Genomic DNA, 20,876 nt, shown 5'->3' on the forward strand with positions numbered 1-20,876 from the left:
CGCTGATTTGGCGGCATTCGGCCATTCTGGCCGGTATTTTTGCAACTCGGACCGTCATTTGACAGCCTTCTAGGGCAATCTTATCATAATACCATTGGTCATGGCGATCATCGCAGAATGGAGGAGGGCAGTCCCCTGCCCTTGGGCCATCCGGAGGTGCTTCTGACGCGCCGCCGGAGCCCGACTGCGTCCTATCGTGGTTGGAATCGGAGGAAGTTCCTTGGTCTACAGTACCCATCCGCGCCCGCAGATGGAGCGCGCCCGATGGCAGTCGCTCGATGGCGCCTGGCAGTTCGCTTATGACGACGCGGCTGAATGGCAGCGCCCGGATCAGCCGGATTTCACGCGCAGCATCAACGTGCCCTATGTGCCGGAATCGCCGCGCAGCGGCATTCATGACGAAGGCTTTCATCCGGTCGTCTGGTATCGCCGCACGGTCGAACTGACCGAGGAACTGGGTGCGGCCGAGGACCTGATCCTGCATTTCGGCGCGATCGACTACGCGAGCGACGTCTGGATCAACGGTCAGCACGCCGCCTCGCATGTTGGCGGCCACACGCCGGTGCGCGTCGCGCTCGGCGCGCTGATCCAGGGCCGCTCTTTCGAGATCGTCGTCCGCGCCGAGGATGATCCGGCCGACATGCACAAGCCGCGCGGCAAGCAGGACTGGCTGCCCGAGCCGCATGGCATCTGGTATCCGCGCACGACAGGCATCTGGCAGAGCGTCTGGATCGAACCGGTCGGCAACAGCCATGTCGATCGCCTGCACTGGACGGCCGATTTCGCCCGCTTCGAGATCCGGCTGGATGCGCGTGTCACGCAGCCGAAGGGGTGCCGCCTTCGGGTCAAGCTGTCGCTCGAGGGGCGGGTGCTCGTCGAGGACGACTATGCCGTCACCGGCAAGGATACGGGCAGGGTGATCGCCCTCCCCGATCCCGGCATCGACGACGGTCGCGCACAATATGTCTGGTCGCCGGAACATCCGCAGCTGATCGACGCCGAAGTGACGCTCGTTGATGCGGCCGGCAATGTGCTGGACACCGTCAAGAGCTACACCGCCATGCGCGGCGTCTCGACCGCCAATGGCCGCTTCGTCATGAACGGCCGGTCTTATTTCCTCCGCCTCGTGCTCGACCAGGGCTATTGGCGCGAGGGCATCATGACGGCCAGCGACGACGAGTTGCGCCGCGATGTCGAGCTCACCAAGCAGCTTGGCTTCAACGGCGTGCGCAAGCACCAGAAGATCGAGAACCCGCGCTTCCTCTACTGGGCCGACGTGCTCGGCCTGCTGGTCTGGGAAGAGATGCCGAGCGCCTACTCCTTTTCCACCGAAGCGGTCACCCGCGTCACGGCGGAATGGCAGGAAGCGATCGAGCGCGACTATTCGCATCCCTGCATCGTCACCTGGGTGCCCTTCAACGAATCCTGGGGCATTCCGGAGCTGCCACATGATGCGCGCCAGCGCAGCTACCAGCAGGCGCTTTACCACCTGACCAAGTCGCTCGATCCGTCACGCCCGGTGAGCGGCAATGATGGCTGGGAGCAGATGGCGACCGACATCTTCGCCGTGCACGATTATCATCATGATGGCGACGTGCTGGATGGCCGCTACCGTTCCGAAGCGGCGTTCCGCAACACGCTGACGACCTTCCGCTCGGCGGGACGCGCCCTCGCCCTCGACGGTCACCCTTGGGCCAGCCAGCCGGTCATGCTGACGGAATTCGGCGGCATCGCCTTCTTCATGGGCCAGGAAAAGGGATGGGGCTACAGCCAGGCCAAGGACGCCGACGACTTCGTCGAGCGCTATGCCGACGTGCTGCGCCCGACGACGGAATCGAGCCTGCTGGCCGGCTATTGCTACACGCAGCTGACCGATACCTATCAGGAGCAGAATGGCGTCCTGACCATGGATCGCAAGCCCAAGGCCGACATCGCCAGCCTCCGCGCGGCCAATCTGGGCGTGCCGGTAGAGCGCCTGCCGGCCGACCCGTTTGGCTATAATGCCCGCTGGCTTGCCCGCAAGGGGGCAGGGCGGAAGGCCTAGGCCCCCTGCCCTTTACGGGTCGAACAACAGAAAGCCGCGGCACTCGCCGCGGCTTTCTTGTTGATCAGATACATAATGAAATATCGACAAGCCATTGTTTAGAAATGGCTTTATCCGTTTCAGTCCAGATCCTTGCGGCCGAGCTGCGTCTTTTCGAACAGCAGGACGACGACGAGCGCGAAGGCGAACGGAATGAGCAGGTAAAGCAGCCGGAAGACGATCAGCGCCGCCAGCACATCGTTCGGATTGAGCTCGGGAAGCGCTGCAAGGAAGGTCACTTCCAGCACGCCGAGCCCACCGGGGGCATGCGAGAGCAGCGCCAGGGTGAACGAGGCGAGGAAGATGCCGAGGATGACGAGATAGCCCGGGTTTCCCGCCGCCGGGAGAGCGAAATAGATGATGGCAGCGGCGGCGGCCAGCTCGAGCGGGCCGGCCAGCATCTGGCGCGCAACGATCGGCAGGCGCGGATATTGCAGCGTGAAGCGCTTGAACTGCCATGGTGGGAAATGCCGCCACGAGCCCAGCGCGTAGAGCCCCACCAAAGCCAGCAGGACCACGCCGATGCTGAAGGAGATCCAGTCCGGCACGTCGATCAGCCGGCGCACGATATGCGGCTCGATCGTCAGCGCCAATCCGCCCATCAGCACCGTGCCGAGGGCGAAGGTGAACGAGCAGAAAACGATGAGAACGCCGATTTCCTGGCCCGTCAGCCCGCGGGTCGAATAGGCCCGGTAGCGCACCACGGCGCCGGAAATGACCGAGGCGCCGATATTGTGCGAAAGCGCGTAGGTCGTGAACGAGCAGAGCGATATGAAGAGCCAGGACACCTTCTTGCCGAGATGCAGGATGGCGATCCGGTCATACCAGGCGAGCGCCCCATAGGCGACGAGGGTGGCGCATATGGCGAGGGCCCAGTTTCCGGCGGTTATCGCGGCGAGACTGTCCGCCACTTCGGCAAAGGAAATGCGCCGAAACTCGCGATAGAGAATGTACACAGAGACGGCGACCGCGCCGATCCCGAAGACGGACCAAGCCGCGTTTCGGATTTTCATTAAGTAGAATCTCCCTCTCGGGCGCCGGTTCCCGAGGGTCCGCCGCGTTCTGATTCCAAGAGTGGCATGTCCCTTCGGAATGGACCAGTGCAACGCCGGTCGCATCCAGAACTGAATTGCCGCATCCGGAACTAGAGCTGAAAAGGAATGACCATCCCGTCATAAGCGGGCTCGACATCGCCCGGCACATAGGCCGCAAGCGCCGTATAGTCGAGGTCGCCATGCATGTGGGTCAGGATGGTCCTGCGCGGCCTCAGTCGCTCGTGCCAGGCCAGCGTGTCATCGACGCTGAAGTGGCTCGGATGCGGCCGCCAGCGCAGCGCGTCGACCATCCAGAGCTGCATGTTGGCGAAATGCGGCAGGCTCTCGTCAGGGATCGCGCTGATATCGCTGGAATAGACGAAATCGCCAATGCGGAAGCCGAGGCTGTCGATGTCGCCATGGATCTGGCGGATCGGCAGGATGTCGAGCTTGCCGCCCGGGCCGTCGATCGTGAAGCCCTCCCCGCCTTCTATCCGCGTCCGGCCAAGGATCGGCGGATAGCTGCCGCCGGCAGGCGTGCGGAAGCAATAGCCGAACGCTTCTTCCAGTCGCTCCTGGGTGAAATCGTCCGAATAGACAGGCACCAGCCGGTGCGTATCCAGCCACAAAGACCGCAGATCGTCGATGCCATGCGTGTGGTCGGCATGCGGATGCGTGAACAGCACCGCATCAAGTCTGTCGACCCGCGCATCGAGCAACTGGTTGCGGACATCCGGGCCGGCATCGACGAGGATGCGGGTCGGATAGGGGTGGTCACCGCGAAAGCCGTCGATCAGGATGGACGAGCGCGTGCGCCGGTTCTTCGGTTCGGAAGGGTCGCAGGCGCCCCAGTCATTGCCGATGCGCGGCACGCCGGGCGACGCGCCACAGCCCAGCACGGTGATGCGCAGCCGATCGGCGCGCGGGGCCCCTGCTCCGCCATCAGCCATGATGCGCTGCCGCCTGGCCCGCCAGCGCGTCGCGCGGCACCTTGGTGAAGAGGCGCATGAAATTCTCCGTCGTCGCGCGCGCGATCTCCTCAGGGCTCACACCCTTGACCTCGGCCAGCACGGCGGCGGTGTCGCGGACATAGGCCGGCTCGTTGCGCTGGCCGCGATGCGGCACCGGCGCCAGATAGGGCGCGTCGGTCTCGACCAGCAGCCGATCCATCGGCACGAATTCGGCTACGTCGCGGATCGCCTGCGCGCTCTTGAAGGTCAGGATGCCGGAGAAGGAAACGTAGAGGCCGAGTTCGAGGCCGACCTTCGCCAGAGCCGCGCCGGAGGAGAAGCAGTGCAGGATGGCCGGGAAGGCCCCCTTCCCCATCTCGTCGCGCAGGATGGCGATCATGTCCTCGTCGGCGTCACGCGCGTGGATGACCAAAGGCAACTGCGTGATGCGGGCGGCGGCGATGTGGCGGCGCAGGCCCTGCGCCTGCAGCACCTTGTGTTCGGCGCCGTAGAAGTAATCGAGCCCCGCCTCGCCGATCGCGACCACCTTGGGATGCGCCGACAGCGCGACCAGTTCCTCGGTAGTGATGTCCGGTTCTTCATGCGCGCTGTTCGGGTGCGTGCCGACCGAGCAATAGACCTCGTCATGCGCCTCGGCCAGCGCGCGGATCTTGTCGAACTGGCGAACGCGGGTGGAGATGGTGACCATGAGGCCGACGCCGGCGTCGCGCGCACGCTGCATCAGCGCCTCGCGGTCGGCATCGAAGTCAGCGAAATCGAGATGGCAGTGGCTATCGACCAGCATTCTGTTCAGGGGCTCGGCTGATTGCGTCATCGAGGATGTCATGGCGCGAATATGGGGCGTTGGGTGCGCAGTCAGTAGCGGCTAACGGCCACGCTGTCGACCATTCTGGACAGTGGCGAGATCCCGCCTCTAGAGTGCCCTATGTGACCGCAGGCGGCCGGGGATTCGCACTTGCAACTCAGCCAACGCACTTTTTATGCGATCCTTCCGAGACGCCTCAAGGAAGAGGCCCTGGTGCGCAAGCTGGCGGCCCGGCTGCCCGCCATGCAGGGCGCCCCCGCCTCGCTGGTGCTGAACCAGTTGACCGAAGCCGCCCGACACCGCTTCCAGATCGATTTCGAGCGCATCGGCACGCAGTTGCACGTCAAGCTCGACCTCGACCTGATGGCGCGCGATCCCTACCAGTTCGAGATGATCTGGCGTCGCTTGCCCGCGCTGATCCACATCATGGCGCGCACCGCGCCGGGCGTGACCTCGGCTACGGCGAGCATTTCCGATGGCGGCGGCAACCTCCCGAACGAGCTCGCCTATTGCGCCGACGAGCCGCAGGCGATCCTGGTGCCGGATCCGGGCTTCATGAAGCCGGAGATCTACCAGTCCTTCCGCCGGCTTGCCGAGAACCGGCCCGGGCAATGGGCGGCGCGCAGCGACATGCTGCTCTGGCGCGGCGCCATTTCCGGCCATGGCGACACCACGACCGATGCGATGGACATCGACGATCCCAACCTGAAGCAGCGGGTGCGCCTGTGTTTGGCGCTGCGCGGGCTGGACGATGTCGACGTTCGCCTGATCGTGCCCGAGCGCGACCGCGCCGCCCATCCCGCGCGGCAGGCCATGGAAGCGCATGGCATTCTCGGCAGCTTCGTGCCGCCGGCGCGCTGGATCGACGTCAAGTTCGCCATCGACATCGACGGCCCGACCAATAGCTGGGGCAATCTCTATACGCGCATGCTGCTAGGCTGCTGCGTGCTGAAGGTCGGCTCGCCCGCCGGCTTCCGGCAGTGGTTCTATGACGAGTTCGTGCCTTGGACGCACTTCATCCCAGTGGCGGCGGATCTCTCTGACATCGTCGAGAAGGTCGAATGGTGCCGGACGCACGACCAGGCCTGCCGCGAGATCGCGGCGGCCGGTCAGGATTTCGCCCTGCGCCGGACGCGGGAATCCGAGACGATCGCCACAGTGCAGCGGATCAATGACCGGCTCGGGCCGGGGTAGTCGAGGCTAGGCTAGTTCAGCCGGTTTCGGCGGAGGGTCTTCAAGTCAGAAAGCCCCTCACCCCTACCCTCTCCCGCGAGCGGTAGAGGGCGCATCGCACCTAGACCCAAGGTCGCCAGCGTCGCAACCACGCAGGCCTAAAAGCCCTCGCCCGCTCGCGGGAGAGGGTTGGGTGAGGGTCTTGCTTGCGATCAATCTCGCGACACGCCGGGCGTCCGCCCCGGGAATGGATCCGGGCTGACGCCTGAGCGCCACCCGGTTGTCCCTTATGCGGACTTTTCAGCCTCTTCCGCCTCGACATAGCGCGGGAAGACACCGGCCGGGGCCGGGAGCGTCGATCCGGGCGTCAGGCGGCCGGCAGCGCCGAGCGAGGCGAAGCTGCGACCCGCCTCAGGAACCGCCAGCAGATCGAGCAGCTTCGAGGCCGAGCCCGGCATCACCGGCTGCGACAGGATGGCGATCTGGCGGATCACCTCGGCCGTCACGTACAGCACGGTTGCGGCGCGCTCCGGATCCGTCTTGCGCAGTTGCCACGGCGCCTGGTTGGCGAAATAGCGGTTCGCCTCGGCGACGACGCCCCAGATCGCATTCAGCGCGTGATGGATCTGCTGCGAATCCATGGCCGTCCGGCAGGTCGGCAGCAAGCCATCCGCGGCGGCGAGGATTTCCTCGTCGGCCGGCTGCAAGGCGCCCGGCTGCGGAACGATGCCGTCGAGGTTCTTGCCGATCATCGACAGCGAACGCTGCGCCAGATTGCCGAGGTCGTTGGCCAGATCCGCATTGATCCGGTTGATGATCGCCTCGTGGCTGTAATTGCCGTCCTGGCCGAAGGGAACTTCGCGCAGGAAGAAGAAGCGGACCGGATCGACGCCGTAATGCTCGATCAGCGAGAACGGATCGATGACGTTGCCGAGCGACTTCGACATCTTCTCGCCGCGGTTGAACAGGAAGCCATGCGCGAAGACGCGCTTGGGCGGCTGCAGGCCGGCCGAGAACAGGAATGCGGGCCAGTAGACCGAATGGAAGCGCACGATGTCCTTGCCAATGACATGGACGTCGGCCGGCCAGTAGCGCTGGAAGCTCTCGCTCTTGTCGTCCGGGAAGCCGACCGCGGTGATGTAGTTGGTCAGGGCGTCGACCCAGACATACATCACGTGCTTCGGATCGCTCGGAACCGGGATGCCCCAATCGAAGGTCGTGCGCGAGATCGAAAGGTCCTTCAGCCCGCCCTTGACGAAGCTGACGACCTCGTTGCGGCGCTCGTCCGGGCCGATGAAGTCGCGATTGGCTTCGTAATGCGCGAGCAGGCGATCCTCATAGGCGGAGAGGCGGAAGAAGTAGCTCTCCTCCTCGACCCAGTCGACCACAGTGCCCTGCGGGCCATAGCGCAGGCCGTCGGCGCGGACCTCGGTCTCCGACTCGGCGTAATAGGCCTCGTCGCGAACCGAATACCAACCGGCATAGGCATCCTTGTAGATGTCGCCATTGGCTTCCATGCGGCGCCAGATCTCTTCCGAGGCGCGGTAGTGGCGCGGCTCGGTGGTCCGGATGAAGTCGTCATTGGAGCAGTTCAGCGCCTCGGCCATTGCCTGGAAACGCGGCACGTTGCGATCGGCCAGTTCGCGCGCGTTGATGCCGTCGCGCGCCGCCGTCTGCACCATCTTGATGCCGTGCTCGTCCGTTCCCGTCAGGAAGAAGACGTCATAGCCATCCAGCCGCTTGAAGCGCGCCAGCGTATCGGTTGCCAGCATTTCATAGGCATGGCCGATATGCGGAACGCCATTCGGATAGGAAATAGCCGTCGTGATGTAGAATTTCGGCGCTGTCACCGCTGTCTCGCTTCTTTTGTAAACGCAACCAATAGTCTGTGCGCCAGCTCGGGCCGGCCGTTCGACAGCTTCACATTCGGGTCGCGCGAGCGAGGATGTTCATGGTCGTCAGCACAAACTGTTTGCGGTCGAGATTGAGCGCCTCGACCTCAGCCGAAGACTGTCGCAGCTTTTCCCATACCTCCGCCCAAGTCGCAAGCGGCGTCGCCGCCACGCTTTCGGGGATCGGCGAGCCGTCCGGCTCGGGCAGCCCGCGCGCGCGGCGGTTCAGCCAGGCGAAGACCAGATCGACGAAATTGGCGAAGGCTTCGTCGGCCCCGCGCTGCGCGACCAGGTCGCCGAGGCCATGCGCCAGCGGGCCGTCGAACTGGGGAAACCGCGCCACGACGCGGGAAAAAGCACGTCCCATTGCGGCGGCGTCTTCATCGAGGAAGCCGATGGCGCGCCGCAGGCTGCCCTGCCCCGCCTCGGCGGCGAAGCGCCGGATGTCCGCATCTGCATCCGAATGACGCCTGAGCGCCTCCTCGATCGCCGGCACCGCCAGCGATGGCAGATCGAGCCGGCGGCACCGCGAACGGATGGTCGGCAGCAGCCGGCCGGGGGCATGGGAAACCACCAGGAACAGCGAGCGCTTCGGCGGTTCCTCCAGAATCTTCAGCAAGGCATTGGCCGCATTGGGATTCATGTCATCGGCCGAATCGACGATCGCGATGCGCCAGCCTGCCTCGCCCGCCGTGGAGCCAAAGAAGGGAATCGTCCGGCGGATCTCGTCGATCGTCAGGCTGGCCTTGAAGCGCTTGCCCTGCTCGTCCCAGGGGCGCGACAGTGTCAGGATGTTGGGATGCGAACGGGCCGCGATCTTGCCGGCAGCCGGCGAATCCGACGGCACCGCCAGCGTTTCGGCGTCAGGAGCCCGGGCGGGATCGGGATAGGTCAGCGCGAAGCGGGCAAACCGATAGGCCAGCGTCGCTTTGCCGATGCCGCGCGGTCCGCCAATCATCCAGGCATGGTGCATGCGGCCGCCCCGATAGGCCTCGACCATCAGCCGCTCGACCGCGGGGTCGCCATGCCACTCGGTCTGCTCTTCCGGCAGCGGCCAGCCCTCGATGGCGTCGGGGCGGGTGATCTCGGGCGCTGCCATGGTCTAGTTCACACTCTCGATCATGCGCTGGCGAACGCCCTGCCAGATGGCATCGGCGACAATGTCCTGCGTCTGGTTGGCATCGATGACGAGGCAGCGATCGGGTTCAGCCGCCGCGATCGCCAGGAACAATTGGCGTCGCCGCTCGTGCCGTTCAACCGTCTCGCGCTCGAACCGGTCGGCAGGCCCCGCCTCACCGCTACGCCGCCGCGCGGCGCGCGCCAGGCCGATCTCGACCGGCAGGTCGAGCACCAGCGTCAGGTCCGGCCGCGCGTTGCCGATGGCGATCTTCTCGAGGCTGTCGAGCAGGACGGAATCGACCCCGTCCGAACCCTGATAGGCGCGGGTGGAATCGATGAACCGGTCGCACAGCACCCAGTCGCCGCGCTCCAGCGCCGGCCGGATCAGGCGATCGACATGGTCGGCGCGGGCGGCCGCGAACAGCATCGTTTCCGCTTCCGGACCCAGATGTTCCGCGGCGCCGGAAAGGATAAACGCGCGGATCTGCTCCGCCATCTCCGTTCCCCCGGGCTCTCGCGTCAGGACGACCGTATGGCCGCCCTCGCGCAGGCGCTCGGCCAAGCGGCGGATCTGGGTCGACTTGCCCGACCCCTCCCCGCCTTCGAATGTGATGAACCGACCCGGCAAGCGCGTCATAACTTCCATTGTGGCAGCCAGCCGATCAGCAATTGCTGGACGGCGTCGAGGGCGCGCTGATCCATTGAACCCTTGGCTATGGCGGCGGTAGTGAACACGGGCTTTTCGAGAATCTGGGCATCGCCAACCCAGACGCGAACGACGCCGACCTGTCTGCCCTGCTCCACCGGCGCAAGCAAGGGGCCGGTATAGGTGATCCGGGCGCGAATCCGGTCGCGATTGCCTCGCATCAACAGGATGTCGAGCGGATCCTGCGTCGCGAGCCCCACCGAACTCGACGCGCCGCCATAGACACGCGCCTCGCCCACCACCTCGCCGCGATCAAAGAAGCGCAGCCGCTCGAACGCCGTGTTGCCCCAGTCGAGCAGCTTACGCGCCTCCTCGGCCCGCTCCTTGTCGGTCTCCAGGCCGCTGATCACCACGATCATGCGATGGCCGTCCCGGACCGCCGAGGCGGTCAGGCCATACCCGGATTCCTTGGTGAAACCCGTCGAAAGGCCGTCCGCGCCAATGCCGGCCGCCAGCAGCGGATTGCGGTTGCGCTGGTAGATGTTGTTCCAGGTGAAGTCCGGCTCGGAATAGATCTTGTAGAGGTCGGGATAGGTGCGGATCAGGTAGGCGGCGATCTTGTAGAGATCCTCCGCCGTCACCTTCTGGGCGGGGTCCGGCAGGCCGGAAACGTTGGTGAACCGCGAGCCGGTGAGACCCAGTTCCTTCGCCTTGCGGTTCATCATCTCGACGAAGGCGCCTTCGGAACCCGCGATACCTTCCGCCAGGATGATGCAGGCGTCATTGCCCGCCTGCACGATGGCGCCGCGCAAGAGATCCGAGACCGCGATGGAGGACTTCAGCTTGGCGAACATGGTGGCGCTGCCAGACGGCGCGCCGCCCGTACGCCAGGCATATTCGCTGACCGGAAAGCTGTCTTCGAGATGAATCTTGCCGGCGTGGATGGCGTCGAACACGACGGCCATCGTCATCATCTTCGCCATGGCGGCCGGCTGAAACGGCACGTCCTCAGCCTTGCTGTAGAGCAGCGTGCCGGAGTCGAGGTCGACCAGCATCGCGTTCGCGGCCTTGCTCTCATAGGGAGCGGCGAGGCTCGCCCGTGGCAGCATTGCCGCGCCGACAATCATCAGCACGGCGCAGACAAGGCGAAGGCGGAGCGGGATCCGGTCGGAAAACATCACACAATACCGGGCGCGAGAACCAGAGCGGGAGCGGCCAGCGGCCGCCCTCTTCTGGTTAACAGGCTCGATGCGCCCCGATCAATGAAGATCGTGGTCAGCGGGTGACCAGATAGGCACCCGGCAATCCGGCGGCCTGCACCGAGCGAACGGCATCCTCGCCGCTCACCGAGCGATCGGCGAGGACCAGGCGCACCGATTGCAGGTTCTTGCCGCCGACCGTGATCGGCGTTGCCGTCACGCGGCCGAGTTCGGTGAAACGACCGGCCACGGCCTGCGCATTGGCGAGGTTCGAGAACACGCCGAGCTGGATCACCGGAACATCGGCGCTGCGTTCGGAAGCGACCCGCTCCACGGCGGCATCGAGCGCCGACTGCAGCTTGTCCTTTCCGGCTGCGCCGGCGGCCAAGTCGGAGACGGCGCGCTGCGCCGGCGAGATCGGCATATCGGCCGCATAGGAAGAACGCGCCGAGCGCCGCACCGGCGGAGCATACTCGTCCGACGTGATTGACGCCGGGATCGCTTCCGCGTCCGAAAAGCCGACGGGGCTGTTGACCGTATACGAGCCCAGCGAACGCTCGCCGTAATTGGTTCCCGCATTGGCGTCGGGCGCCGCTTCCGCGACGACCCGGCGGGTCGGCTGCCCCTCATTATAGGCAACGGCCGGATCGAAGGCGGCGCCGCCCTCGTAGAAATCAGGACGCGCCCGCGGCACGGGCACCAGGGCCGCCATGACGACGGCCGGATTGGCGCTCGGGGCGCGAAGCGCCGGAGTCGGCGCCATGGCCAGCATGGTATCGCCGGAAACGCTGCTGCCCGGGCCCTTATAGGAAGCCAGCAGCATGCGCTGGTCGTGGCCTTCCATCCGGGCCGGGCCGATATATTCGACCTTAACCTTGGCCGTGCCGTGATGCTTCATGTCGAGCACTTCGGCCGTGCGCGAGGAAAGATCCATCACGCGATCGCTGGCATAGGGGCCGCGATCGTTGACGCGGACCATGATCGAGCGGCCGTTGCGCAAGTTGGTGACGCGGGCATAGCTGGGCAGCGGCATGGTCGGGTGCGCTGCCGAAAAGCCGTCCATGTCATAGACTTCGCCATTCGCGGTGTAGCGGCCATGGAAGGCCGAGCCATACCAGGAAGCGTAGCCGACCGCTGTATAGCGCTTGTGCTCGAACGGCTTGTAGACGCGGCCCTTCACCGTATAGGGCTTGCCGACCATGTAGCGTCCGCCGCCCTGCGGCACCGGCTGGCCGTACTGGACCACGCGCGGGCTGGCTTTGACGCCATATTCCTTTTCGGAGAAATATTCCTTGCTGCGCTTGGCCGGCTTGGACGGGGCCGTGGCGCAGGAAGCGAGGAGCGCGGCAGCGGCGACGGCGGTCGCGGCTTTCAGCATCACCCTGCCCTGCGGCGCTTCCGAGCCGAACAGGCCCAGAACTCGTTTTTTTGAAATCCCCATCTCGCCTATCCGATAGCAGCAACCGTTGCATTTGTCGATTGGATCGACCGGTGCCGACGCCTTTCGGGCCAGGAAGGGGGAATGCCGCCACGCGCGCCCCGGTCCTGACATGAGATCGCATTCAGCCGGTTTGGCCTTTCCGGCTGGTTAATCAAACGTGGCCGAATTGCGTCAATTGCGCGGAACTCCAAGGACTTGGCGGGAGCGTTAATCAATCGTTCCCAATTTCGGACGCGGGACGGGTCATCCACATCTGGATCGAAGGTTGCGCTTGCATTCGCAAGCCGGGTTCAGCATTGATCCCGGATGGACCCGGACGGGTGGCCGAGTGGTTTAAGGCAGCGGTCTTGAAAACCGCCGAGGGTGCAAGCCCTCCGTGGGTTCGAATCCCACCCCGTCCGCCACCCTCGCCGATTGCCCGCTATAGCGCGATGTTCTGCGCGATAGCTACGAACACGCCGCCGATTTCCGCACCGCGCTTTCAGCCGCCGCCGCTCCGCCCGCCACCATGACAGCCGAAACGAGGCGAACCGGCGCGCTATGCGATGCCTATTGCGGCTGCAGATGCTCGGCCATGAAGTCGACGAACGCCCTCAGTTTGGGCGTGATCTGGCGGCTGGCCGGCCAGAGCACGTTGAACTGATCGATCCCCTCCACCCACCCATCCAAAATCGACACGAGACGGCCGTCAGCGATCTCGCCACGGATCGCAAAGGGCGGCAGGCAGGCAATGCCCAGCCCCTCGATCGCCAACTCGATCAGAGGATCGACCGCCGTCGCGCTCATCCGTTCGGGCAGGACAATCTTCGCCTGCCGTTCCCCGCGAGCAAGCGGCCAGGGCCGAATCTTGCCGGTACTGGGCGACCGTTGGTGAAGACACTGGTGCTGCACCAGATCGTCAGGGGTTTCCGGCACGCCACACCTTACCAGATAGTCGGGTGAGGCGACGATCTTGAGTTTGAACCTTCCGACATTGCGGCTCATCAACCGGCTGTCCGATGGTTGCCCGGTGCGAATGACGGCATCGAACCCTTCCTCCACCACGTCCACCAACCGATCGCTGAAGTCCAGGTCTAGCTGCACCTCCGGCCAAGCCTGCATGAACTTGGCCATCACCGGTGTCAGCAGCATGCCGACCAGCGGCAGACTGACCCGCAGCCTCCCTCTCGGCGTCCGATTGGATCGGGCAAGCTCGGCTTCCGCTGTCTCGACCTCTTCGAAGATGCGGCGGCAGCGTTCGAGGAACAGCCGCCCCTCTTCGGTGAGCGTCATGTTGCGGGTGTTGCGATGAAACAGGCGCACATCCAGCCGTTGTTCCAGTCGGACCACCGCTTTGCCAACCGCAGAAGCGGAAAGTCCGAGCTTGCGGCCAGCCGCCACGAAGCTGCCGGTTTCAGCCGATTGCACGAAGGCTTCGAACGCCGTGAGTTTGTCCATGCCTTGATCTCTACGGGAATTTCATTCCGTAGTCATCGGAACGGCGGCCTGTTTTTCCGCAACAAGCCGTCCGCTATCCCTTGGCCGTCCGAAACCAAGGAGACGCATATGATCCCCGCCTTCACGATCCAGCCCGCCCCAACGACTTTCATCGTCAATGTCATTCACGTTCACCCCGGTAAACAGGAGGAGGCGTTTCGGTTAATCCAGGATGTCGTCCACTATGTCGCCGAGCGGAAGCCTGGCTTTTTGTGGAGCAACCTTGCCAAGAGTTCGGATGGGTTGACGGTCGTGAATATCGAGGCGATCTCCGACCCCGGCGACGTCGAGATTTTCTTTTCCGATCCGGTATTCCTCCAAAAATTCCGCGAGTTGGACACCGTCTCGTCGAGCGAGTTTCACACCTACACCGTTGGCGACCTGGTGCTGCCGAAGGCCTCAGCGTGACGACGCAGGGCGAACGGCTGCCGGTAGCGGGGCTATGCGCACTGGCGGTCGCCGGTTTCGTCACCATCCTGACAGAGGCCCTCCCGGCTGGTCTGCTTCCGCAGATCGGGGGATCGCTGGGGGTAAGCGAGGCCATGGCGGGACAATGGATCAGTATCTACGCGCTGGGATCGCTGCTCGCAGCGATCCCGCTGACGGCAGCAACGCGAAGCTGGCGAAGGCGACCGCTCTTGCTCGGCGCCATCATCGGTTTCGCTATCGCCAATCTGATTACGGCCCTGACGACGAGTTTTATCGTCGCGATGGCGGCACGTTTCGTCGGCGGCGTATCGGCCGGCCTGCTGTGGGCGTTGCTGGCCGGCTATGCTGTTCGCATGGCGCCGCCCAGCCTCGCTGGCAGGGCCATGGCCATTGCGATGGCGGGGACGCCGTTAGCGCTCTCCATCGGCATCCCGGCCGGCACATTTATCGGCAACCTCGCCGGTTGGCGACTGACCTTCGGATTGCTCAGCGTGATCGCGTTGCTGCTCGCTGGGTGGATCATCGCGAAGGTGCCGGATTTCGCCGGCGAGCCTGAAACGCAACGCCCTTCCTTAGCCCAGGTCTTTATGGTTCCGGGTGTACGCCCGGTGCTGGCGGTGACGCTCTGTTTCGTCCTGGCCCATAACCTCCTCTACACCTACATCGCGCCACTTCTGATCAGCCATCGCATGACGGGCCAGATCGACAGTGTCCTTCTGGTTTTCGGGGGGGCCGCACTTGTCAGTATCGGTCTGACGGGCGTGTTGATCGACAAATGGCTGCAACCATTGACCTTCACCGGCATCGGCCTGTTTCTTGTGGCGGTCTTGATACTTGTGGTGACGACCGAAGCACCCGTGGCGATCTACGGGGCCGCACTTCTCTGGGGACTGGCTTTTGGCGGGTCAGCGACGCTCTTTCAGACCGCATCTGCGCGTGCTGCCGGTCCTGCAGCCGACGCGGCCCAGGCGATGATCGTCACGGCATGGAACATCGCCATTTTTGGCGGAGCCGTCATGGGCGGCGTCATCCTCGAAACCGCAGGAGCAGGTGCGTTGTCGTGGGCAGGCATCGCCCTGCTTGTCGGCGCTACCGGATCATCGCTGTGCATGGGGCGCCGCGCTGGCGCAAAACGCATGATGTGACAAAGCGCGGCGCAAGGCTTGGTCCGGACTATCGTATCATGCGGCGTTAGAGGGCTATAGCGTAGACGCCGTGCTCATCGTCGTCGGGGCGGCCCGCCAGCCTCCACCGTTGCACGCTGTGGCGCGACGGTCTGAATGATGGCTACTCAGTCGTCGCCGATTGCCGCGGGAACTTCAAAAGCAAATTTGGCTGCGATTTGCCCCCCTGAAAGAAGCGGCCGCCCTCGACCACTAAATCAAGTTGGGATGTGCTCGTCCCCCACTGTAGATTATTCAGATGAACTGCCTGCGACGATCGAGGAATTTCCTATGCTCCCGTTGGGATTGGGCCCAGACTGGCAAGGAACGCCTCCCGTTCGTGATATGAGCGCGCTTGGTGTCATGTTCACTTCTCATATGCGAGAGCATAGGTGTCGCCCGCCCGTTTGATGCCTGCGAAGCCGGGTTCCCCGAGATGCATGCCGGCGATCAGCAGCTGCTCGGCGGCGGCGCAGTCCAGCAGCTTCGTTCGTGTTTCGGCGGCGAGATGCGCATCCTGGTCGAATGCGATCGACACGTCAGGGCGCGGAACCTGAATTTGCGGGAAATGAACGATATCGCCCCAGACCAGCAGGCTCTTGTCACCTGAATCGAACCGGTAGCCGGTGTGTCCGGCTGTGTGGCCCGGAAGCGGCATCGCCGTGACACCGGGCAGCACCTCGCCGCCCTCAAAGGTGCGCAGCCGGTCGCGATATCCATCGAACACCTGACGCGCCACGAGGAAGTTGCCGCGGGCGCGCTCGGGCGCGCGGCTCAGCTTGCCGTCATCCTGCCAGAACGCGACTTCCCGATGGTGGGCGACAAGCTCGGCGTTCGGGAAGACGGCTGCTCCTGAAGCGTCCATCAGCCCGCCGACATGATCGGGATGGGCGTGCGTCAGCAGGATCGCGTCGATCTCGCAAGGCTGGATGCCGGCAAGCAGCAGATTGGTTTTCAGTCGGCCGCCCCACTGCTTGAAACCACCCCCTCCGGCATCGATCAGGACGGTGTGACCGCCTCCGCGCACAAGGTAGCAGTTGATATGGATCGAGGTATGATCCGTTATCCCCGCAATTTCCTGCAAACGGGTGGCATCGGCCGGGTCGATATTCGCGAGGAAATCGAAACTGGCGTGGAGATAGCCATCGCTGACGGCGGTGATTGTTAAGTCACCGAACTGTTGTGTGGGAGATGTAAGATTAGACATCGGTTTCTCCAGGCATCCGCTCAATTTCGCGCGTGGATGCTCGACGTTTCATAGCCAAAGCAGCGAATGCGCGCGGTGAGGCCGGTATTGCGCCTTATGGCGTTGTCCAGCCCCTCCATGAACCGCTCCATGACCGGCGGCGTCCGAAAGGGCTCAAGGCGATATTGGATTTCTGCAAAGGCGGGGTGTCCCCGGCCGTGCCGGACAGCGACATAGACGATATGCACGTTCGCCAATGCGGCCCGGAGAACGCCGGTGCAGAGTTCGGTGCATTGCTCCGTGAGGTCAGCCAGAGCTTCGTCCGGCGGCATCTTGTCCGCCGGAATGTATATCGTGACATTCGGCATCGGTACTACCGCGCTTTCCCGACAGCGGCGTCAACGTCATTCGTCAACTGCGCCGTCATCGGCGCATAGACATGGACGCCCTCCGGAAGATGTTCGATGTCAGGCACATTGCCGCGGCCGACCTTGGCGAGCCAGCGGTGTTCCGGGAACTTCTCCATAGCGACCGCCTGCATCGCATAAGGGGTGAGACCAAACCCGATCAGAGGTTCGGGGCCTGTTGCGCTCAACGCCAGATATTCGCCCTCACCAATGGCCGGCGCGCGGTCGATCCCGCCATAGAGGTTCCGGTGCCAGTCGGTGATGTGCTGTTGCCAGCGCGCGAAATTGCCGCCGCCCTTATGGCGGTATTCCTCGCCCGTTAGTATGTCGAGGCCATCTATCGAATGAAGGGCGAGATAGACCGGGCAGCCACCGCTCAGCGCCTTGAAACGCTGCGAGGTATGGAAGCCGCTCACCGAAATGAGGGCTGGCAGCTTGTCCAGGCTGTAAAAGTCGTTCCATTCCGCTTCGCTGCCGGGATCGGCAAAGCTGCATTCCACCGTATAGATCATCGCGCCACCTTCGACCGGAAGAGTGTCCTTCCAGTCTTGTCTATCGTTGATATCTTCTCACGATAGACTGCAAACCCGTGCCTATATATCGACAAGGGGTCATGCTTCAGTGATCTAATATCAAGGTGGCGGCAAATCGAATGCCGAACCATCCTGTCAGGAACCGTCAATGCGCCGCAAGATTCCCAGCAATTCCGCACTCATGGCGTTCGAGGCATCGGCGCGTCATGGCAGCTTCGCCCGCGCGGCCGACGAACTGGCCCTGACCGAAGGGGCGATCAGCCGCCAGATAGGCCGGCTGGAAGCCTTCCTCGGCGTCACGCTGTTCGAGCGGATCGGCAATCGCGTGCGGCTTTTGCCGAATGGAGCGCGCTATGCGGTTCAGGTGCGCGAGACACTCGACCGGCTGGAGCGTGACAGTCAATATCTTATGGGGCAGCCGAGCGACGGCGCGAGCCTCGACATCGCAATCCTGCCGACGTTCGCCACGCGTTGGCTCATCCCGCGTCTGAAGCCGTTCCAGGAGCGGCATCCGCATATCACCCTGCATCTTGCGGAACGGATGGAGCCATTCGTTCTCACCGGCAGCGGCTTCGACGCCGCCATCCATTTTGAGCATCCTGCCTGGACGGGAATGCGGACACACCGCTTGCTGCATGAGGTGCTAGTTCCGGTCTGCCATCCGGCGCTGATCAGGGACCGAGACCCTGCGGCAGCCCTCGATGCGCTGCCGCGGCTCCATCGCCGCCAGAACCCGGACGCCTGGCAACGCTATGCGGAAGAAACCGGGATCGTGCTGACCCATCCTGCGGTTGGTGCCCGTTACGATCTTCACTCCATGCAAATCGAAGCCGCGTTGGCCGGTCTCGGCGTCGCGCTGGTGCCGCGCCTCTATATCGAAACCGAGTTGGCGGAGGGGCAACTGGTCGCGCCTTGGCCTGATGGGGAGTCGATCTCCAAGACCTTCTGCCTCATCCTGCCGGAGCCGATCCGACTGAGTGAGGGTCCGATACAGCTTTTTGCAAATTGGTTGCTGAAGGAAGCGCGATCTTCAAATCCAACGCCTTGAGGTCAACCGCAGCCCAAGGCCCGCAGGCGGACAGATTAGGACACAAATCCCTCTGCCCATATCGTGAAGTCTTCGTCGCATCCGTGCATCATAGGGCTTAGCGAACACATAGTTCTCTTCTTGGTCGCTCTTGGCCCGCCATTGCGCAATTCCCGCCCCTGTCCACTATCCCATCGGACGATATACACCCGCCACAGATTGCCACGCGGGCTCTCCAGGCGAGACCGGTAGCGATGCGCGCCGACGCTTCGACTCCCGTTCCGTAGACTATCTTCCCAGCCAGATCCCGGGGTTGCATCCGTGAGGCGTTCTGTTGCCAACTGGAGGGCTTGTCCTTTCACGCGGAATGGAGCCGTCAGACCCATGCCTGCTTCTGCCAGCATGTTCGCCCAGTCGTTCTTCCACGGCACCCGGGCCGACCTGAGCCCGGGCGACCATATTGTCGTCGGGTACCAGTCCAACTTCGCAGACGGCGAGCGTCTGTCCTGGGTGTACTTCGCCGGGACGCTGGACGCGGCGATCTGGGGCGCCGAACTCGCTGTCGGCGACGGGGCGGAACGCATCTACGTCGTCGAGCCGACCGGGCCGGTCATGGATGACCCCAACCTCACCGACAAGAAGTTTCCCGGCAATCCGACCCTCTCCTATCGGTCCCGTGATCCGCTGCGGGTGATTGGCGAAGTGACCAAGTGGCAGGGCCATTCGGCCGAGCGGTTGCAGCAGATGAGAGACGGCCTAGCCCGCCTGAAGGCTGAAGGATCCGGCGAGATCATCGACTGAACAGGGTTGTCCCTACCCTGTCAGGTGGCCGTCCTAGACTGCTTTCGTTCGGCGACATCTTGTGATCTCGGGGGCCGGGAAGATGCAGGCGGGTAAGCCCGCCAGGAAAGATCACCAGACGAGAAACGCGATCGACGCGAGGGCCATGACGAAGGTGGCGAGCCAGCCGACGAGGAACATCGGCCTCGGCAAGGTGAGCCTTCCCATGATGCGCGGGTTCATCGCGATGATCATCATCACGGCCATCAAGGGCGCAGCCAGCAGGCCGTTCACCACCGCGCTCCAGTAAAGCGCCTTTATCGGATCGATCGAAGTGAAGTTCAGCGCGACGCCGCCCAGCGTCGCCACGGCGATGGTCGCGTAGAAGGCCTTGGCCTCCCGGAGGCGCCGGTCCAGCCCCTCGCGCCAGCCGAAGAGCTCGGAGACGCCATAGGCCGCGGATCCCGCCAGCACCGGCACGGCCAGCATGCCCGTCGCCACGATCCCTAAGGCGAAGATCGCGAAGGTGAATACGCCGGCGATGGGGCGCAGCGCCTCGGCCGCTTGCGACGAAGTCTGGATCTCGGTCACGCCGTTGGCGTGCAGCGTCGCCGCCGTGGCGAAGATGATGCACAGCGCGATGGCGTTGGAGATGCCCATGCCGACCAGCGTATCGGTGCGAATGCGGGCAAGCTCCGGCCCGGCTTCGCGTGGCGCAATGCAGAGCGGCTTGACGTGGCGCCGATGCAGTTCCTCGACCTCCTGCCCGGCCTGCCAGAAGAAGAGATAGGGGCTGATCGTCGTGCCGAGCACGGCGACCACGGCCATGGCCTGATCGGCCTTGAAGGTCAGATGCGGAACCAGCGTGCCGTAAAGCGCCTGGTCCCACGGGACATGCACCGCAAAGACCACCGCGACATAGGTGAACAGAGACAGCGTCGCCCATTTCAGGATCGCGGCATAGCGGGCGTAGCTGAGGAAGGTTTCGAGCAGGATGCACGCTACGCCGAACAGCACCGCGTAAAGCCGCTCCGGGCCGCCGATCAGCAAACCCAATGCCGCGGCCATGGCGCCGATATCGGCGCCGAGATTGATGACATTGGCGATGACGAGAAGCAGAACCACGCCGCGCAGCAGCCAGGGTGAATAGTGGCGACGCAGATTCTGGGCAATGCCGACACCCGTCACGCAGCCAATCCTGGCGCTGATCGCCTGGATGACGGCCATGAGCGGGAAGCTGAACAGCATCGTCCAGGCAAGGCCGAAGCCGAACTGCGCGCCAACCTGGCTGTAGGTGGCGATCCCGCTCGGGTCGTCGTCGGCCGCTCCCGTGACCAATCCCGGGCCCAGCGAGCGCAAGACGCGTTCCGGGCCCTTGCCGGCTTGGCCAGGGAGCGGTTCATCTGGGTGCCTGGCCTGCGTCATCCGACTTCTCCGGGCTGGCCTTTGGCCTTGTGGCTGCGCCGCCCTCTTCATAGACTGTCGCGCGGACGTCCGACATAGCCGTATTCG

The 20,876-nt window shown here is 64.1% G+C and carries 19 protein-coding genes and 1 tRNA gene; 7 read left to right on the plus strand and 13 right to left on the minus strand.

The window, feature by feature from the left end; genetic code table 11:
- Positions 1 to 220: 220 nt before the first annotated feature.
- The gene (locus tag ABIE08_RS04995; protein WP_354549188.1) at positions 221 to 2,044 is read left to right on the plus strand and encodes a glycoside hydrolase family 2 protein; all 1,824 of its coding nucleotides are present in this window, start codon (positions 221 to 223) and stop codon (positions 2,042 to 2,044) included.
- A gap of 119 nt (positions 2,045 to 2,163) precedes the next feature.
- Here the strand turns inward: ABIE08_RS04995 and ABIE08_RS05000 are convergent, their stop codons facing one another.
- The 3 genes from ABIE08_RS05000 to ABIE08_RS05010 form a co-directional block, all read right to left on the minus strand.
- Positions 2,164 to 3,096: a lysylphosphatidylglycerol synthase transmembrane domain-containing protein gene (locus tag ABIE08_RS05000; protein ID WP_354549189.1), complete on the minus strand. Its 933-nt coding sequence runs from the start codon at positions 3,094 to 3,096 to the stop codon at positions 2,164 to 2,166.
- A gap of 131 nt (positions 3,097 to 3,227) precedes the next feature.
- Positions 3,228 to 4,067 (minus strand): MBL fold metallo-hydrolase, encoded by an 840-nt coding sequence (locus ABIE08_RS05005; RefSeq protein WP_354549191.1) that lies wholly within the window; start codon positions 4,065 to 4,067, stop codon positions 3,228 to 3,230.
- On the minus strand, positions 4,060 to 4,872 hold the full coding sequence (locus ABIE08_RS05010) for a TatD family hydrolase (protein ID WP_354551574.1): 813 nt from the start codon (positions 4,870 to 4,872) through the stop codon (positions 4,060 to 4,062). The genes ABIE08_RS05005 and ABIE08_RS05010 overlap by 8 nt, the downstream gene beginning before the upstream one ends.
- 234 nt (positions 4,873 to 5,106) lie before the next feature.
- Here ABIE08_RS05010 and ABIE08_RS05015 point away from each other — a divergent pair, with 234 nt between their 5' ends.
- Positions 5,107 to 6,087, plus strand: a complete 981-nt coding sequence (locus tag ABIE08_RS05015) for a glycosyl transferase family 90 (RefSeq protein ID WP_354549193.1) — start codon at positions 5,107 to 5,109, stop codon at positions 6,085 to 6,087.
- A 266-nt stretch (positions 6,088 to 6,353) separates the two neighbouring features.
- Here ABIE08_RS05015 and metG read toward each other — a convergent pair whose 3' ends face one another.
- From metG to ABIE08_RS23600, 5 genes are all read right to left on the minus strand, one after another.
- Positions 6,354 to 7,949: a methionine--tRNA ligase gene (gene metG / locus ABIE08_RS05020; RefSeq protein ID WP_354551576.1), complete on the minus strand. Its 1,596-nt coding sequence runs from the start codon at positions 7,947 to 7,949 to the stop codon at positions 6,354 to 6,356.
- Positions 7,950 to 7,986: 37 nt separating this feature from the next.
- Positions 7,987 to 9,057 (minus strand): DNA polymerase III subunit delta', encoded by a 1,071-nt coding sequence (locus tag ABIE08_RS05025; protein WP_354549195.1) that lies wholly within the window; start codon positions 9,055 to 9,057, stop codon positions 7,987 to 7,989.
- A gap of 3 nt (positions 9,058 to 9,060) precedes the next feature.
- The gene (gene tmk / locus ABIE08_RS05030; protein ID WP_354549196.1) at positions 9,061 to 9,723 is read right to left on the minus strand and encodes a dTMP kinase; all 663 of its coding nucleotides are present in this window, start codon (positions 9,721 to 9,723) and stop codon (positions 9,061 to 9,063) included.
- Positions 9,711 to 10,901, minus strand: a complete 1,191-nt coding sequence (locus ABIE08_RS05035; protein WP_354549198.1) for a D-alanyl-D-alanine carboxypeptidase family protein — start codon at positions 10,899 to 10,901, stop codon at positions 9,711 to 9,713. The genes tmk and ABIE08_RS05035 overlap by 13 nt, the downstream gene beginning before the upstream one ends.
- 97 nt (positions 10,902 to 10,998) lie before the next feature.
- Positions 10,999 to 12,363, minus strand: a complete 1,365-nt coding sequence (locus ABIE08_RS23600; RefSeq protein ID WP_436409500.1) for a septal ring lytic transglycosylase RlpA family protein — start codon at positions 12,361 to 12,363, stop codon at positions 10,999 to 11,001.
- A 314-nt stretch (positions 12,364 to 12,677) separates the two neighbouring features.
- On the opposite strand from ABIE08_RS23600, the gene ABIE08_RS05045 reads away from it, so the two are divergent.
- Positions 12,678 to 12,767: transfer RNA gene (locus tag ABIE08_RS05045), tRNA-Ser, on the plus strand.
- Between the two features lie 145 nt (positions 12,768 to 12,912).
- Here ABIE08_RS05045 and ABIE08_RS05050 read toward each other — a convergent pair.
- A complete protein-coding gene (locus ABIE08_RS05050) occupies positions 12,913 to 13,800 on the minus strand; it encodes a LysR family transcriptional regulator (RefSeq protein ID WP_354549200.1) in 888 nt (295 codons plus the stop codon).
- Between the two features lie 108 nt (positions 13,801 to 13,908).
- Between ABIE08_RS05050 and ABIE08_RS05055 the strand changes: the two genes are divergently transcribed.
- Together ABIE08_RS05055 and ABIE08_RS05060 are read left to right on the plus strand one after the other, a co-directional pair.
- Positions 13,909 to 14,247 carry an antibiotic biosynthesis monooxygenase gene (locus ABIE08_RS05055; RefSeq protein ID WP_354549202.1) on the plus strand — a complete coding sequence of 113 codons (339 nt, stop codon included), beginning with the start codon at positions 13,909 to 13,911 and terminating at the stop codon, positions 14,245 to 14,247.
- A complete protein-coding gene (locus ABIE08_RS05060) occupies positions 14,244 to 15,413 on the plus strand; it encodes an MFS transporter (RefSeq protein WP_354549204.1) in 1,170 nt (389 codons plus the stop codon). The genes ABIE08_RS05055 and ABIE08_RS05060 overlap by 4 nt, the downstream gene beginning before the upstream one ends.
- A 385-nt stretch (positions 15,414 to 15,798) precedes the next feature.
- Here the strand turns inward: ABIE08_RS05060 and ABIE08_RS05065 are convergent, their stop codons facing one another.
- Genes ABIE08_RS05065 through ABIE08_RS05075 form a run of 3 tightly spaced genes read right to left on the minus strand, consistent with a single transcriptional unit; the run spans position 15,799 to position 17,536 of the window.
- Positions 15,799 to 16,638 (minus strand): MBL fold metallo-hydrolase, encoded by an 840-nt coding sequence (locus ABIE08_RS05065; RefSeq protein WP_354549206.1) that lies wholly within the window; start codon positions 16,636 to 16,638, stop codon positions 15,799 to 15,801.
- Between the two features lie 20 nt (positions 16,639 to 16,658).
- Complete coding sequence (locus ABIE08_RS05070) at positions 16,659 to 16,985, minus strand: hypothetical protein (protein WP_354549207.1); 327 nt, start codon at positions 16,983 to 16,985, stop codon at positions 16,659 to 16,661.
- Positions 16,986 to 16,990: 5 nt separating this feature from the next.
- Positions 16,991 to 17,536 carry a sugar ABC transporter gene (locus ABIE08_RS05075; RefSeq protein ID WP_354549209.1) on the minus strand — a complete coding sequence of 182 codons (546 nt, stop codon included), beginning with the start codon at positions 17,534 to 17,536 and terminating at the stop codon, positions 16,991 to 16,993.
- Between the two features lie 169 nt (positions 17,537 to 17,705).
- Here ABIE08_RS05075 and ABIE08_RS05080 point away from each other — a divergent pair, with 169 nt between their 5' ends.
- Positions 17,706 to 18,605, plus strand: a complete 900-nt coding sequence (locus tag ABIE08_RS05080; protein ID WP_354549211.1) for a LysR substrate-binding domain-containing protein — start codon at positions 17,706 to 17,708, stop codon at positions 18,603 to 18,605.
- Positions 18,606 to 18,968: 363 nt separating this feature from the next.
- Positions 18,969 to 19,385, plus strand: coding sequence for an NAD(+)--rifampin ADP-ribosyltransferase (gene arr / locus ABIE08_RS05085; RefSeq protein WP_354549213.1), 417 nt, complete (start codon positions 18,969 to 18,971; stop codon positions 19,383 to 19,385).
- A gap of 111 nt (positions 19,386 to 19,496) precedes the next feature.
- Here arr and ABIE08_RS05090 read toward each other — a convergent pair whose 3' ends face one another.
- Complete coding sequence (locus ABIE08_RS05090) at positions 19,497 to 20,789, minus strand: NRAMP family divalent metal transporter (protein WP_436409501.1); 1,293 nt, start codon at positions 20,787 to 20,789, stop codon at positions 19,497 to 19,499.
- Positions 20,790 to 20,876: the final 87 nt, after the last annotated feature.

This window comes from Kaistia defluvii, assembly GCF_040548815.1.
In the GTDB taxonomy this organism is placed as follows: domain Bacteria; phylum Pseudomonadota; class Alphaproteobacteria; order Rhizobiales; family Kaistiaceae; genus Kaistia; species Kaistia defluvii_A.